The 14,181-nt window shown below is 54.0% G+C and carries 15 protein-coding genes and 1 riboswitch; of the genes, 12 read left to right on the forward strand and 3 right to left on the reverse strand.

Going from position 1 to position 14,181, the window contains the following annotated elements; all coding sequences use genetic code 11:
• Window positions 1-266: 266 nt before the first annotated feature.
• The 3 genes from KIB08_RS02010 to KIB08_RS02020 are packed head-to-tail and all read left to right on the forward strand — an operon-like array spanning window position 267 to window position 1,296.
• Complete coding sequence (locus tag KIB08_RS02010; protein ID WP_303988909.1) at window positions 267-686, forward strand: AzlC family ABC transporter permease; 420 nt, start codon at window positions 267-269, stop codon at window positions 684-686.
• Window positions 632-964 carry a hypothetical protein gene (locus tag KIB08_RS02015; protein WP_303988912.1) on the forward strand — a complete coding sequence of 111 codons (333 nt, stop codon included), beginning with the start codon at window positions 632-634 and terminating at the stop codon, window positions 962-964. Before KIB08_RS02010 ends, KIB08_RS02015 begins: the two co-directional genes overlap by 55 nt.
• Complete coding sequence (locus KIB08_RS02020) at window positions 958-1,296, forward strand: AzlD domain-containing protein (protein ID WP_303988915.1); 339 nt, start codon at window positions 958-960, stop codon at window positions 1,294-1,296. Before KIB08_RS02015 ends, KIB08_RS02020 begins: the two co-directional genes overlap by 7 nt.
• Window positions 1,297-1,332: 36 nt before the next feature.
• Here the strand turns inward: KIB08_RS02020 and KIB08_RS02025 are convergent, their stop codons facing one another.
• A complete protein-coding gene (locus KIB08_RS02025; RefSeq protein WP_303988918.1) occupies window positions 1,333-3,207 on the reverse strand; it encodes an APC family permease in 1,875 nt (624 codons plus the stop codon).
• Between the two features lie 24 nt (window positions 3,208-3,231).
• Window positions 3,232-3,356: riboswitch (cyclic di-AMP (ydaO/yuaA leader) on the reverse strand.
• A 195-nt stretch (window positions 3,357-3,551) separates the two neighbouring features.
• Here KIB08_RS02025 and KIB08_RS02030 point away from each other — a divergent pair.
• From KIB08_RS02030 to KIB08_RS02065, 8 genes are all read left to right on the forward strand, one after another.
• Window positions 3,552-4,712, forward strand: a complete 1,161-nt coding sequence (locus KIB08_RS02030) for a helix-turn-helix transcriptional regulator (protein ID WP_303988921.1) — start codon at window positions 3,552-3,554, stop codon at window positions 4,710-4,712.
• A gap of 5 nt (window positions 4,713-4,717) precedes the next feature.
• Complete coding sequence (locus KIB08_RS02035; RefSeq protein ID WP_303988923.1) at window positions 4,718-5,299, forward strand: cob(I)yrinic acid a,c-diamide adenosyltransferase; 582 nt, start codon at window positions 4,718-4,720, stop codon at window positions 5,297-5,299.
• A gap of 14 nt (window positions 5,300-5,313) precedes the next feature.
• Window positions 5,314-6,222 carry a hypothetical protein gene (locus KIB08_RS02040; RefSeq protein WP_303988925.1) on the forward strand — a complete coding sequence of 303 codons (909 nt, stop codon included), beginning with the start codon at window positions 5,314-5,316 and terminating at the stop codon, window positions 6,220-6,222.
• A 2-nt stretch (window positions 6,223-6,224) separates the two neighbouring features.
• Window positions 6,225-6,620 (forward strand): GerW family sporulation protein, encoded by a 396-nt coding sequence (locus KIB08_RS02045; protein ID WP_303988927.1) that lies wholly within the window; start codon window positions 6,225-6,227, stop codon window positions 6,618-6,620.
• Window positions 6,621-6,701: 81 nt separating this feature from the next.
• Window positions 6,702-7,112, forward strand: coding sequence for an OmpH family outer membrane protein (locus KIB08_RS02050; protein ID WP_303988929.1), 411 nt, complete (start codon window positions 6,702-6,704; stop codon window positions 7,110-7,112).
• A gap of 416 nt (window positions 7,113-7,528) precedes the next feature.
• Window positions 7,529-7,921, forward strand: a complete 393-nt coding sequence (gene panD / locus KIB08_RS02055) for an aspartate 1-decarboxylase (protein ID WP_303988931.1) — start codon at window positions 7,529-7,531, stop codon at window positions 7,919-7,921.
• Window positions 7,922-7,975: 54 nt separating this feature from the next.
• Window positions 7,976-8,827 carry a pantoate--beta-alanine ligase gene (gene panC, locus KIB08_RS02060; protein ID WP_303988934.1) on the forward strand — a complete coding sequence of 284 codons (852 nt, stop codon included), beginning with the start codon at window positions 7,976-7,978 and terminating at the stop codon, window positions 8,825-8,827.
• Window positions 8,824-9,801: a bile acid:sodium symporter family protein gene (locus tag KIB08_RS02065; protein WP_303988937.1), complete on the forward strand. Its 978-nt coding sequence runs from the start codon at window positions 8,824-8,826 to the stop codon at window positions 9,799-9,801. The genes panC and KIB08_RS02065 overlap by 4 nt, the downstream gene beginning before the upstream one ends.
• A 49-nt stretch (window positions 9,802-9,850) precedes the next feature.
• On the opposite strand, the gene KIB08_RS02070 is transcribed toward KIB08_RS02065, so the two are convergent.
• Window positions 9,851-10,237 (reverse strand): hypothetical protein, encoded by a 387-nt coding sequence (locus KIB08_RS02070; protein ID WP_303988938.1) that lies wholly within the window; start codon window positions 10,235-10,237, stop codon window positions 9,851-9,853.
• 20 nt (window positions 10,238-10,257) lie between these two features.
• Window positions 10,258-11,415: an MFS transporter gene (locus KIB08_RS02075; RefSeq protein ID WP_303988940.1), complete on the reverse strand. Its 1,158-nt coding sequence runs from the start codon at window positions 11,413-11,415 to the stop codon at window positions 10,258-10,260.
• A gap of 225 nt (window positions 11,416-11,640) precedes the next feature.
• Here KIB08_RS02075 and gyrA point away from each other — a divergent pair, with 225 nt between their 5' ends.
• Complete coding sequence (gene gyrA, locus KIB08_RS02080) at window positions 11,641-14,091, forward strand: DNA gyrase subunit A (RefSeq protein ID WP_303988943.1); 2,451 nt, start codon at window positions 11,641-11,643, stop codon at window positions 14,089-14,091.
• The last annotated feature ends 90 nt before the right edge of the window (window positions 14,092-14,181 follow it).

The following is a 14,181-nucleotide window of genomic DNA, read 5'->3' on the forward strand; positions in this document are numbered from 1 at the left end:
GGCGCATGATCATGCGCCAATACGCTAGACGGATCCGCAACACGATGGAAACGGATTCCGTCGTGTTGCGCTCGGAAATATCCGGCCGCGAGAAATGTACATCCTTACGGAGAACATGAAAGAACAACGTACATTTTATTTTAATGCGGTTTATTTTCGTTTCCGTTGCGCGTGGATGCAAAATCGGCATGAGAGCGGTAAATCTTGCGTCATGAGACGCTTTCTGTTACCATTAGCTAACTGATTACGAAAAGGAGGAAACGCCAATGAATAAGCATTTTCGCCGCAGCTTGGCAAAAGGAGTGCCGATTGCTATCGGCTATATGCCGATCGCGATCGCGTACGGTGTCTTATCCTCCGTGTACGGCATGCCCGCGTGGTTCGTACTGGCGTCATCCGCGATCGTCTACGCCGGTTCCGCGCAGTTTATGGCGGCGAACTTGATGATTACCGGCACGGGCGTGTGGGAAATTATTTTAACCACGCTGGTAGTGAATTCCCGCAACCTGCTTTTGGCGGCGGGGCTCGCGCATAATTTGGAAGCGGGGGCGACGAAGTCAGAGCGTTTGGCGGTCGGTTCGTTGACGACCGATGAATTATTTTCCGTCGCGCTACTGGAAAATATCAGGTGTTGCCTCCGGAGTATGTCATCGGGATCGGTCTGTCGGGATATCTCTCTTGGGTAGTCGGTACGGCGTTCGGCATCGGACTGACCGATTTATTGCCGCCCGCACTCGCAAGCTCCATGGGCATCGGTTTATACGCGATGTTTCTCGGCCTGCTGGTGCCGGCGCTGCGCGAACAGCTGCAGGCGCGTTTGGTGACGCTGATCGCGGTCACGATGAATTTGCTGTTGTACGCGTTGGCGAGTTTGCTCGGCATCGGCCACGGTTTGACGATTTTCATCGCGACAGTCAGCGCGGTCGCATTGGTCACGGCGGCAAAGGAGCGATTACAATGGTAAATCAAAGCGATGCCTTTTATATTCTTTTGCTGATCGGCATGTGGCTCGTTACTTTGGTGCCACGCATTGCGCCGCCGTTCTTTTGGCGAGCGGATAAAGTGCCGCCAAAACTTTCCTTTGCGCTCGCCTTGATTCCCTTTGCGGTGTTGGGTGTGTTGATCGTGCCCGGCGTATTTGTCAGCATGGAGGAGACGCCGTTGCTCGCCACGACGGTGGCGTTACTGGTCGCGATCGGGCTCGCGTTTTACCGTGCGAATTTAGTGCTCATCGTGCTCGCGAGTATTTTGGTGCATTACGGTCTGAGCGTACTCATCGCCGCGCCGGCCACATAAGCAAATAAAAAGAACGGACATTTCTGTCCGTTCTTTTTATTTACCTTTTTTATCATGAGGATCCGTCAATAACAGCGGGACGGTTGTCACGATCACGTCAAATCGATTTAAAAGCTGCCAGCGCAGCTGTAAACCCTGCTGATTATGCAGCAGGCGTTCCCAACCCATACCGACCTCAAATTCCGGAATTAATATCGTAATCGACGCGTCGGGGTGGCGGTCGCGAAATTCTTTAATGTAATCCAACAGCGGCTCGGAGAAATCCCGATACGGTGACGGAACTACCGCCATCGAAATAGCGGGCAAAAGTCGTTGCCATTTTTGGCGGAGGCGTTCGCCGGCCTCCGCGTCAATGGCGATATGAAGCGCGTGAATGTGCGCATCGTCGGTAATGGCGCGGGCGTAACGCAAGGCTCGCGCGACGGCGCGCGTGGGTCTTGCGACGGGCAACAGCACATGATGGTCGTTGACCGGCTGCGCCAGAATTTCCGTCAGTTCTTTCGAGGAAAGCGTCAGCGCTTCCTGTACCTTTTCGTAGTGTGTATGAATCGCCTTAAATATGCGCATTAAAATCGGCAGGAAGATTAAAATGATCCAGGCGCCGTGAATGAATTTGGTGACTAAAATAATGCTCACGACGGTCGCCGTGACCAGCGCGCCGAAACCGTTCAGCAAGAGTCGTCCGTGCGGGCGCGGCTGTTGGCGGAACCAATGCACGCAAAGACCCGCTTGGGCCAGCATGAAGGAAAGAAATACGCCCAATGCGTACAGCGAGATCAAATGTTCCACATCGCCGTGGAACGCGACGATCAGTCCGCCGGCGCAAAGCGACAGTAAAACGATGCCGTTGGCAAAGGAAAGACGCGAACCGCGGTGCGCGAGGTAGCGCGGCAGGTAACCGTCCTGCGCCAAAATGGACATCAGAGGCGGTAAACCGTTGTACGCGGTGTTGGCGGCTAAATATAAAATTACCGTGGTCAGCAGTTGGAAGATGAAATAACCCGTTCCGCGTCCCCACACGGTCTCCGCCAAAAGCGAGAGCAAGGTGCGGTCCGCGCTCGGCAGCAAACCGAAATGCACGATGAGAAAACCCGTGGAGAGCAGCAGCGTCGCCAAAATAATCGCCATCATGGCAATCGTTTCTTTTGCATTCTTTGCCGCTGGTTCCCGAAACGCGCCCGAGCCGTTCGCGATCGCTTCCACGCCGGTCATCGAAGAACAACCGTTGGCGAAGGCCCGCAACAGTAAAAAGTAAAGAACGGCCGGCGTGATCGTAGTCGTCGCTTGCGGCAAAATGACCGGCGGTCGATCGAGCGCAAAAATTTGGTAGAGACCCGATCCGGCGAGCAGCAGCGCGGTGACCAAAAAAGCATACGTCGGCCACACAAAGGCGTTGGACGCTTCGCGCAAACCGCGCAAATTGATCAGCATCAATATCGCAAACACTGCGAAAAGATCAATGGAAATTTGGTACGGCGCAAGCTCCGGCCACGCGGAAATCAGCGCCGCCGTACCGGACGATACCGATACCGCGACCGTCAACACGTAGTCCGCGCATAAACTCGCCGCCGCGAGCAGCGCCGGATATTCACCGAGATATTCTTTGGCGATCGCATACGAGCCGCCGCCTTTGGGATATACTTTGATGACCTGCGCGTAGGAAATCGTAATGATGAAAAGCAATGCCACGATCGCCGCGATAATCCACGGAAAATAGTCATATAAAATCAGTCCCGGCAATACCAAAATGAGCGCGATTTGTTCCGGACCGTAACCGATGGAGGAAAGAGCGTCGGACGAAAAAATCGGCAACGCTTTCCACTTCGGCAGCTGCTCGTGACTGAGCTCCGTGCTCTTGAGCGGACGCCCTAAAAGCAATTGAGAAAATGAAGAAAATGTAAATTTGCGCATGAAAAATAGACCTCCCGGTCCTATGGGACCTTACCTTTTGCCTACGAGGTTAGCTGTCGGGTTAGAAGCATAAGGTTGTCTTCCTCTTTCGATTCACCCCAAGAGTTGGTTCCCCCGTTTTCCGTCAGGAAATTCGGAATTTCGTTTTTACCACCACATTATAACGCCGCGGAAATGTCTTGTAAATAGGAAAAAACAGCGGCTGGCGACGCAACATAAATCCGTCGGCAAAACGGACTCCGTCGCCGCTAAAAAGTTCATAAATGCTCTTTTATGACTGTTTTATGGCGTTAAATCGTGCTATACTGAAATTACAGATGGCATTGCGGCAAGGAGGTGTGCCCATGCAAAAAGGAACGAAAGCAACCGAACAGGGGTTGCGCGTGATGACGTCGCCGTCCGAGATTCCGGCGAAGAAGCTGAGCGTATTATACATCTTGACGATATTGCGCCGCTTTTCCGACCCCGAACATCCGCTGTCGCAGCAGCAGATTCTGACGCACCTGAAAGAAGACTATGGAATGGTGTTGGATCGTAAAGCCGTCAAACGCAACCTGGTCAATCTCTTGGAAGCGGGCTATCCGCTCGGTTACAAACCGTGGCAACGCAAGAGTGCGAGCCGCGAACAAGTGGAAAATGTCTACGGTTCGTGGTATTACGAGCATGAATTCGCGCCGGTGGAACTGACCACGCTCATTGACGGTCTGTTGTTTTCGCATTTACCGGCCCGGCAGGTCGAGGACATGATCCAAAAACTGCTGCGGTTGCAAAGTCGGTATTATACGAATCCCACGTTGGGAGTCCACAACATTCCGAATGAAAACTGGCTCAACTGGCAACAGGAAAGTCCCGCCAACGAGCAGATGCTGTATTCGTTGGAAGTTTTGAATGAGGCGATCGAAGCGCGGCAACCGGTCATGTTCCATTACCTGCAATACGGTCCGGACAAGCAGCAGCGGCCGCGCATTCGTCGGCATCGCAAACGTCCGCATCGCTACCGGGTGAGCCCGTACGCGGTAGTCGCGACGAACGGTCGTTTCTACCTGATCGGTAATACCGAAGGGCATGATGATATTTCGCATTACCGCGTCGATCGGATGCAGGATGTGCGAATCGAAAAAAACCGTGAGGTTCGTCCGTTGCGCGAAGTGACGCAGTCGGGCGATGACGAATTGCATTTACCGAAGCATCTGGCGGAGCATGTCAACATGTTCGCCGGACCGGCGGTACCGTGTTTATTCCGATGTGATCGCGAGATCTTGGACGCCGTCATGGACGATTTCGGAACCTCCTGCACGATCAGCGAAGTTACGGACAAAACCGTGGTCGTCGGAGTCACCGTGAACGCTACTGCGCTCTTCCACTGGTCGTTGCAATTCGGTCCGGCCGTGAAAGTGCTGGCGCCGGAATCGCTGGTGCGGGACCTGCAACGAACGGCTATCGCGATGGCGAACGCGTATCGCCGCGAAGAACCGTTATATTTTGATCGTGTCGAGATGAGGTGACGTCGATGAAACGAGGCTATATCCAAGTCTATACGGGAGACGGGAAAGGCAAAACCACGGCCGCGATCGGACTTGCGATTCGCGCCGTCGGCGCCGGTCTGAAAGTCTGGTTGCTGCAGTTTATGAAATCAGAATATTACAGCGAGCAGAAAATTTTGGACGGAATTTCACCGCTTCTCTACCGGGAGTCGCTGGGGAAGCCGTATTTCATCGCGCCGGAAGGAACGCTCACCGAAGAAACTAAAAAAGCGCTCACCGATGTCGTGGTGTTTCCGCCGGGAAATCCGCCCGCCGAATACGTCGAAGCGTGTCGCAACGGTGTGGAGATCGCCGCGCGAACGCTGGCGAAAGGCGAGTACGATGTCGTGATCTTGGATGAAATCAATGTCGCGTTGCATTTCGGTTTGGTCACGCGGGAGGATTGTGAAGCGTTAATCGCCGCCAAGCCCGCCGGCACCGAACTTGTTTTCACCGGTCGCAAAGCGCCGCAATGGTTAGTTGACCGCGCGGATCTCGTGACCGAAATGCGCAACGTGAAACATTATTATGACGCCGGTGTCGCGAATCGTCGCGGCATTGAAGACTGAAGGGGAGGGGGACGATGGAGCTGGTGATCTCGATCCTTTGGGTTCTGCTTGCGCTGATTGTCCTCTTTTTTGTCCTGCTGCTGATTCTTTTGTGGCAGCGCGTCGATTATGAATTCGCCGTGCAAAAATATGAGGGCATGGCGGCCCGCGTCAAAATCGATTGGGCGTGGGAGCTTTTGGCGGCGCAGGCGCGATATGACAGCGGCGCCGGACTTTTCTGGGAAGTGAAATGGCCGTTCGGCGGCATGAATTCGCACCCGGAATCCAAAGCGGAAGGTATTGAAGCGCGGGCCAAGCAAATGGAAGAACAGGCCAAAGAAGGTAAACAACGGCGCAAAAAAGCAAACGAAGACGCGGAAACGATTCGTCAAAAGGCGGCGGAGCGCGCCGAAGCCGCCAAAGCCGATGCCGATTACTACGCGGAAGAAGAACGGCTGCGTAAAAAAACGGATTCCGACGACGCCGCCGAATGGGATCGTCTGGAGCGTGAAGCCGAACGCCATCGCGAACGGCAGGAAGCGCGCGACGAGGACGACAAAGCAAAGCCGCAACCGGGCGTAAAAGACTATCTCGGATTAGTCCGTTACGCCTTGGCGCAAGATATTTTACAACCGCTGGCAACGTATCTTTCCCGTTTATGGGGACGAGCCAAACCGCGTTACGCGGAAGGCGAAGCGACGGTCGGGTTGGCGGATCCGTACACGCAAGGTCTTTTGATGGGCGCGATGTATGCGTCGTTGCCCACGCTTGCGTCGCGTGTCGGATTTGTCTTCAACGAGGAAGTGATCGAAGGTCGCTTTCGCACCGGCGGCGGCATTCGACCGCTGGCTGTTGTTTGGGATTCACTGCGACTTGTCTGTGCGGCACCGGTCCGCAAGACAGCATGGTACTACTGGCGTCACGTCATCAATAAGGAGGAATGACAATGGAAACGAAGAAAACGAACGAACCGACGGTAACCTATACGAGTGACAAAATGGAGGCGCTGTTCCAGAGCTTCAAACACATGATTTCGGTGGAAACCGTCGTTGGCGAAGCGGTACATATCGGAGACACCACGCTCGTGCCTTTTGTCGACGTGGCATTCGGTTTCGGTACCGGCGGCGCGGGAACGAAAGGCGACGGCGCGGGCGGCGGCGGCAAAATGACACCGACCGCGATTTTGGTCATCAAGGGCGACCGCGTGGAACTCTTCTCCGTGAAAGACGGCAACAAGAGCGGCGCATTTGAAAAATTGCTCAACATGGTGCCGGAAATTATTGACAAAATGCGCAAAGACAAATTTATTTACATTAAGGAAGACGAAGAACTTCATCCTTGAGATCTCACGCGCCCCTAATTTGCGCGCTGTATCTCGATACGCTACAATATACGCAAGGCATAATGCCAAAAGGAGGCACGAATGAAACAAAAAATGATAGCGCTCGCGCTTACCGGAGTGTTTGCATGCGGCACGATGTTGACCGCGGCGGCCGCGGGTATCGGCTACGTCAATCAGCAAGTTTTGATGCAGGCGCATCCGCGCATGATGAAAGCCCAGTTGACGCTGAAAACGGAAACGCAAAAACAGCAGCAGAAGTTTGATAAAGAAGTCGTCAAACTGAAAGACGATAATGCGAAACGCGATCTCTACATGAAATTGCAGAGAGAATTATCGCAAAAAGAACAGGAACTGATGGGACCGATCATGCGGGATGTTCAAAAAGCGATCGAAAAAACCCGTCAGGAAAAAGGCTTGGACGCCATTTTGGATCGTGACGCGGTAGTGGCCGGCGGCCAAGACGTGACCGTGGACGTGCAGAAAAAATTTTAAGTCGTAACATAAAAAACACCTCACATGAGGTGTTTTTTTGTGCGGCGAAAGACTTTGCGCCGGACAGTAAAATTTTTGCGAACACAAAGGGTTATTTTCAACAGGTAGCAGAAAATTAACGCGCGTGCAGCGCGGCGGGTTCAAAAATATTTTCCTAAACAAGCGTTCGCCACTGCTTGTGTGAGGACTTGGTAGAAATTTTCGGCGCTAAGACAATAAAGAGCGCGCGATACGATTTCTTTCGGCGTGCGAATTCCGCATCCGACTTTACATAAAAATGATCTGTGCTATACTGAACAACGGAGATAGTATTCGCTTGAAACTATACTCTTTTCGACCCGTAGTTCATGCCCTCCGTAAGTAGTCATGGGCGCTTTTCGAGCGCGCATGATTTTTTTATTGCAAGGGGGGAACCCATGACGATTTCCATGTTACAGGGAAAAATCCACCGGGCCACCGTAACCCAGGCGGAATTGGATTATGTAGGAAGCATTACGGTAGACAGCGCATTATTAGAAGCCGCCGGTATTCAAGAATACCAGGAAGTGCAGATCGTGGACGTGAATAACGGCCAACGCTTCGGCACCTATACCATCGCCGGTGAAGCCGGCAGCGGCGTGATTTGCTTAAACGGCGCAGCCGCCCGCTGCGTCAGCGTCGGAGATAAAGTGATTATCATGGCGTACGCCGATCTCACACCCGAAGAGGCGTCAAAGCACCGACCGACCGTCGTATTTGTAGAGGAAGACAACCGTATTCATCGCGTAACCGATTATGAACAGCACGGCAGGTTAAGCGACCAGGCATAGGACTGCGGGGTCAAGAGAGGCTATCTTCCAATCTACTGAAAAGGACGGATATCCATGCAAATTTGTACTACCGTTGCCGAGGTGCGCGCATTAGTCGACGCTTGGCACAAAGAAGGAAAAACCGTCGGTCTCGTGCCGACGATGGGCTTTCTGCATGAAGGCCATGAAAGCTTGATTCAAAAAGCGGTCGCGGAAAATGACTGCGTAGTCGTTTCCGACTTTGTCAATCCGACGCAGTTCGGACCGCAGGAAGATTTGGAAGCGTATCCGCGCGATTTCGCGCAGGATCAAGCGCGCTGTGAAAAAAACGGCGCCGCGGCGATTTTTCATCCGACGCCGGAAGAGATGTACCACGATCCGGCGGCGTACGTCAATATCGAGGGATTGTCGTCGACATTGTGCGGTAAGTCGCGCCCGATTCATTTTCGCGGCGTGTGCACGGTCGTCAGCAAATTATTTAATATTGTCCGGCCGGAGCGGGCGTACTTTGGTGAGAAAGACGCCCAGCAATTAGCGATTATTCGCAAGATGGTCACGGACTTGAATTTTCCAGTGACGATTGTCGGTTGCCCGATCGTGCGCGAAGCGGACGGTTTGGCGAAATCGTCCCGCAACACGTATTTGAGCGCGGCGGAACGTCGCGCCGCATTGTGTCTGTCGCAAGCGGTGAAAAAAGGACAGCAAACGATCGCGCCGAAGATGGCGGCGGCCGATGTGTTGCGGCCGATGCGCGAGATTTTGGAAAACGAACCGTTCGCCCGCGTGGATTACTTGGAAATGGTGGACGCGCAAACCATGCAGCCCGTAGATCGCGTTGACAGGGCTGTTTTGGTCGCGATGGCCGTGTACATCGGCAAAACGCGTCTCATTGATAATTTCTCGTTCGATCCAGCAGGTGCGCGATGAAAACGATCGTGAAGATCACCGGCGCGCTCACACGCTACATCGGCGCCATTATCATCGTTTTCACCGCGTGGGCATTTTGGCAACCGGAATTATTCGGCTGGGCGGTACAGTATACCGCTTGGTTTTTAGGTGCGGCGATGTTCGGCATGGGGCTTTCCATTCACGCCGAAGATTTCGCCGTCGTGTTCGCCCGTCCGCGGGAAGTGCTTTTGGGCGTGGCGTTGCAGTATACGGTGATGCCGGTCGCCGCGTGGGCGTTGGCGGCCGGCTTGGGATTGCCGACGGACTTGGCGCTCGGCGTCATTTTGGTCGGTTGCTGCCCGGGCGGCACGGCGAGTAACGTCATTACGTACATCGCCGGCGGCGACGTCGCGCTTTCGGTCGGCATGACGATCGTCTCGACGCTTTTGGCGCCGCTGGCCACGCCGCTCTTGGTGTTCGGTCTCGCCGGTGCGTGGGTCAATGTTTCGCTTTGGGCGATGATTATTTCCGTCGTCAAAGTGGTCTTGATTCCGGTCTTGCTCGGTCTTTTGCTGCACACGCTGTTCCGTTCCAAAATCAAACCGGTACAGGATGTTTTCCCGTTGGTTTCGGTCGCGGCGATCGTTTTCATCATCGCCGGTATCGTGGCGGTGAACCGCGAAAAAGTGTTGACGAGCGGTCTGATTGTGATCGGTTTAGTGGCGATTCACAACCTGGTCGGTCTCGGCCTCGGCTACTTGGCCGCGCGGCAGGCGAAAGCGTCGTACGCCAAAACAACGGCGATCGCGATCGAAGTCGGCATGCAGAACAGCGGTCTTGCGATTGCGCTCGCGACGGCGAACTTCGCGGCCAACCCGTTGGCGACTTTGCCCGGCGCGATCTTCAGCGTCTGGCACAATATTTCCGGCTCGCTCTTTGCCAGCTATCGTCGTCGGGAAGAACCGGATACAGCAAAGGATTCGGTCGAACAGTTGCCCTGGGAAACAGAGTAAGCATATAAAAAAAGACTCTCCGCGGAGAGTCTTTTTTGTTGCGTCAAATTCAGATAAACATCGGATACACGAAAATTTGAATCAAGCGCGCGATGCCGATGTAGATTGCGAACGCGGCGGCAATGTGCAGCACGTGAAATTTTTTATTTTGCGGCTGCGGTCGATCTGGCAGCCAAATCAGAAAAATCGCGTACGCGAGCGACAGAATCGGCACGAGCATGATGTACACGTATTCCACCGGCCGACCGACGCGACTGAGACGCATGCCGACGGCGAAGAAAAGAATTGCCACGCCGATGTTGCCGATGAGATTTAGGGGGAAGGATGTGGGGATAAGATCCATGAGCGTCATTGCGCCCATTACGACACCTGTGATAAGACCGCAGATATATGTCGTGCGGCCAAAGCCGTTTTGATAATCCGATTGGGTAGCCATATATACCTCTTTTCAAAATATCAGCGAGCGTCTTCGCCCACTTTGGTAAAATGCAACGCATGGTAGCCGCACAACGCGAGCAACAAGCACGCGCCGATAAAATACGACAGCAGCGGCGGCCAGCTTCCGTACATGCCGTACAACGCGCCCACACCGACCGGTCCGATCGCCGCTAAAAGATACGCGATCGCCTGACCGACGCCGGAAAGGCGCGACGCGATCAGAGGGTTCGCGGCGCGTACCGCGAAGGCGAGCATGCACAGACTGAACGTGGCGCCGGCGGCCAGCGCGATCCAAATGATCGCCGCCGTCAACCACAGTGACGTTTGCGCGGCAAATACGAAATAAAAACCCGTAAGATACATCAGACCCGCCGCCGCGCCGTAGTGACGACGATAGCGTCCCTGCGCCAAAAGCGGCGTCAAAAGGGAAGCGGGCAAACTGATCAGCTGAAACAGAAACGAATAGTAACCGCCGAGCGCCATATCATAACCCTTCGCGACGACCCAATACGGCAACCACGTGACCAGCGAAAAATAGACCAGCGATTGCAAACCCATAAACAACGCGACCCACCACGCTGCATAGTGGGAAAAGACCGCGCGAATGGAAAGTTCTTTATGCGCGCGCGCCGTCGGTCGCCGGTTCGGCAACGAAAACCACAGTAACGCGCCTACAAACGCCGTCGCCGCCCAGGAGGCGCACACAAGTTGCCAGCCGTAATGCGCGGCGAGCGGAATCACAATCGCATTGCTGACGGCATTCATGCCGTTCATCGCGACGACAAAAATGCCCGTCGCCAGCGCCGTATGTTTGGGATACCAAGCTTTGGTGAGCGTCGGTAAAAGCACATTGCCGATCGCAACCCCCGCCGAAAGCAACACGGTCCCTGCAAAGAGACCGGTGATGCCCGCGTACGAACGCAGGACGGCGCCTGCCGCTAACAACGCCATCGCGCCGCCGAACAATCGCGTCATGCCGCAACGGGGAATCCAGTTGCCGACAAAAGGCGATACCGCCGCAAATACCAGCAGCGGCAGTGTCGTCAGCATCCCGACCGTCGCGTGCGACAGATCGAAGTACGCCTGCAACACCGGCAACAACGGCGTCAGCATCAAAAACGAAGCGCGTAAATGCAGCGTGCTCCAACCCAACACCACGCCATGTTGTAAATTCATTTTACACTCCTTAATCGATATCTCTATCGTATAAAAGCGCGGGCATTCTGTCAAACATGATGAAGTTCTCGCGACACAAGAATAAAAATTTGAATTTACGCGGAATTTTTGCGAAATTTTCACATAGTTAAAAAATATAAATAAATACGTTTAATAAAAATATTTTTTCCTCACAAATGTGCTATAATCAACATATATTCAATTTTTAGCGAGAAAGGGGTTTATATGGCAACAGAATGGCAACACGGCGCCATCGTACCCGTGGATATTGAAGAACAAATGCGCACCAGCTACATCGATTACGCGATGAGCGTTATCGTGATGCGCGCGCTACCGGATGTCCGCGACGGCTTGAAACCGGTGCACCGGCGCATTCTTTACGCGATGCATGAAGGCGGCCTCACCGCCAACAAACCGTATCGCAAATCCGCGCGTGTCGTCGGTGACGTCTTAGGTAAATACCACCCGCACGGCGACTTGTCCGTTTACGACGCGACCGTGCGTTTGGCGCAGGATTTCTCGACGCGGTATCCGCTGGTTGACGGTCACGGCAACTTCGGTTCCGTCGACGGAGACTCACCGGCGGCGATGCGTTACACGGAAGTCCGCATGGCCAAAATCGCGCAGGAAATGCTCGAAGATTTGGAAAAAAATACCGTCGATTTCATGCCGAACTACGACGAATCCTTGCAGGAACCGGTCGTTTTACCGTCGAAGATTCCGAACCTTTTGGTCAACGGCTCGTACGGTATCGCCGTCGGCATGGCGACGAACATTCCGCCGCACAATTTGGGGGAAGTGGTCGACGGTCTCTGCCTTTTGATCGACGATCCGAATACGCCGATCGAAACCCTGATGAAACACATCAAGGGACCGGACTTTCCGACCGGCGGTCTGATTCAGGGCCGCGAAGGCATCAAGAAAGCGTATACCACCGGCCGCGGCGCGATTAAAGTTCGCGCGCGCGTCGAAATCGAGGAGATGGCGAAAGGGAAAAACCGCATCGTCGTCACCGAAATTCCGTACCAGGTCAATAAAGCGCGCGTCGTCGAAACGATCGCGAAACTCTCGCGCGACAAGATCTTGGACGGCATCACCGCCTTGCGCGATGAATCCGACCGCAACGGCATGCGCATCGTCATTGAACTGCGCAGCGACATCGACCCGCAGATCATGCTGAACAACCTGTACAAGCATACGCAGCTGCAGGAAACATTCGGCGTGATTATGCTCGCTCTGGTCGACGGCCACCCGCGCGTCTTGACGTTGAAACAAATGCTCGAGTACTATCTCCTGCATCAAAAAGAAGTCATCACCCGTCGCAGTCAGTACGAACTCGACCGCGCCCGCGCTCGCGAGCACATCGTCGAAGGCTTGTTGATCGCGCTCGATCATATCGACGCCATCATCAAAACGATCCGCGCGTCCGAAACCGATGAGATCGCGAAAAACGCGTTGATGGAAAACTTCGGACTGTCCGAGAAACAATCGCTTGCGATTCTCGACATGCGCTTGCGTCGCTTAACCGGACTCGAACGTGAAAAACTCGAAGCGGAATATCAGGACTTGAAAGAACGGATTGAATACCTGCTCGGCCTTTTGGGCGACGAAGCCAAAGTCATGCAGGTCGTCAAAGAAGAACTGCTCGACGTCAAACAGCGCTTCACGGACGAACGTCGCAGTGAAATTGTCCGCGATGAATCCGGTTTGGACGATTTGGATCTGATCCCCGACGAACCGATGATCATCACGCTCACGCAGCAGGGTTATATTAAACGCATGCATGCGAATACTTACCGCACGCAGCGCAAAGGCGGTGCCGGCATCACGGGCATCAAGACAAAAGATGACGATTTTGTCACTAAAGTGCTCACGACATCGACGCACAACACGCTGCTCTTCTTTACCACCGCCGGTCGCGTTTACAAACTGGTCGCCAACGATATTCCGAAAGCGTCCACTCGTACCGCTCGCGGCACGCACCTCGTCAACTGCATTCCGGCGCTCGAAAAAGATGAACAGGTCACCGAAATTTACGACATCTCTTCGTTCGCGAATTACGAATACCTGCTCATGGTCACCCGCCAAGGATTTGTCAAAAAGACGCTCCTTTCCGAATACACCAACGTACGGCAGAGCGGCCTGATCGCCATCAACCTGCGCGAAGGCGACGAACTCATCAAAGTCGTCACCACCACCGGCGATGATCACATCATCATCGGCACCAAGACCGGCATGGCCATTGTCTTCTCCGAAGCCGATGTCAATCCGACCGGTCGCGCTTCACTCGGCGTCATCGGCGTCCGCTTCAAGCAGGGCAGTCAAGATGAAGTCGTCGGCGCCGACGTCTTGACCTCGACCGATGAAGTCCTCACGCTCAGCAGTGACGCTTACGCCAAACGCAACAAAGCCACCGCGTACAGCGTACAGCAACGCGGCGGCCAAGGCGCGCGCAACTTCAAGAAAGGCAGCACCGTTGTCGGTCTTCTGACCGTCAAAGGAAACGAGGAAATGCTCGTCATCACCGAAAGCGGCATCGTCATCCGCGTTCCGGTCGACTCCATCAGTCTGAAAAAGGGCAAGAACACCATCGGCGTCAAAGTCCAACGTTTGGACGAAACCGATCGTATCGCCTCCGTCGCTCTCGCTCCTATGGAAGAAACGGACGAAGACTGAAAAATAAATACGCAATAGAAAAAGCCCCCGCGGGGGCTTTTTGTTTTCATAAACTTTTGCCGCACCGAAGAAATAACTTCACAATCTTAA

Source organism: Negativicoccus succinicivorans (genome assembly GCF_018372215.1).
Taxonomy (GTDB): Bacteria; Bacillota; Negativicutes; order Veillonellales; family Negativicoccaceae; genus Negativicoccus.

Bases quoted from the DNA above. Each gene is read 5' to 3' on its own strand.
- KIB08_RS02045 (WP_303988927.1), top strand. From the start codon at position 6,225: ATGGAAACGAAGAAAACGAACGAACCGACGGTAACCTATACGAGTGAC.
- gyrA (WP_303988943.1), top strand. From the start codon at position 11,641: ATGGCAACAGAATGGCAACACGGCGCCATCGTACCCGTGGATATTGAA.
- KIB08_RS02035 (WP_303988923.1), top strand. From the start codon at position 4,718: ATGAAACGAGGCTATATCCAAGTCTATACGGGAGACGGGAAAGGCAAA.
- KIB08_RS02040 (WP_303988925.1), top strand. From the start codon at position 5,314: ATGGAGCTGGTGATCTCGATCCTTTGGGTTCTGCTTGCGCTGATTGTC.
- KIB08_RS02065 (WP_303988937.1), top strand. From the start codon at position 8,824: ATGAAAACGATCGTGAAGATCACCGGCGCGCTCACACGCTACATCGGC.
- panC (WP_303988934.1), top strand. From the start codon at position 7,976: ATGCAAATTTGTACTACCGTTGCCGAGGTGCGCGCATTAGTCGACGCT.
- KIB08_RS02050 (WP_303988929.1), top strand. From the start codon at position 6,702: ATGAAACAAAAAATGATAGCGCTCGCGCTTACCGGAGTGTTTGCATGC.
- panD (WP_303988931.1), top strand. From the start codon at position 7,529: ATGACGATTTCCATGTTACAGGGAAAAATCCACCGGGCCACCGTAACC.
- KIB08_RS02070 (WP_303988938.1), bottom strand. From the start codon at position 10,237: ATGGCTACCCAATCGGATTATCAAAACGGCTTTGGCCGCACGACATAT.
- KIB08_RS02010 (WP_303988909.1), top strand. From the start codon at position 267: ATGAATAAGCATTTTCGCCGCAGCTTGGCAAAAGGAGTGCCGATTGCT.
- KIB08_RS02030 (WP_303988921.1), top strand. From the start codon at position 3,552: ATGCAAAAAGGAACGAAAGCAACCGAACAGGGGTTGCGCGTGATGACG.
- KIB08_RS02025 (WP_303988918.1), bottom strand. From the start codon at position 3,207: ATGCGCAAATTTACATTTTCTTCATTTTCTCAATTGCTTTTAGGGCGT.
- KIB08_RS02020 (WP_303988915.1), top strand. From the start codon at position 958: ATGGTAAATCAAAGCGATGCCTTTTATATTCTTTTGCTGATCGGCATG.
- KIB08_RS02075 (WP_303988940.1), bottom strand. From the start codon at position 11,415: ATGAATTTACAACATGGCGTGGTGTTGGGTTGGAGCACGCTGCATTTA.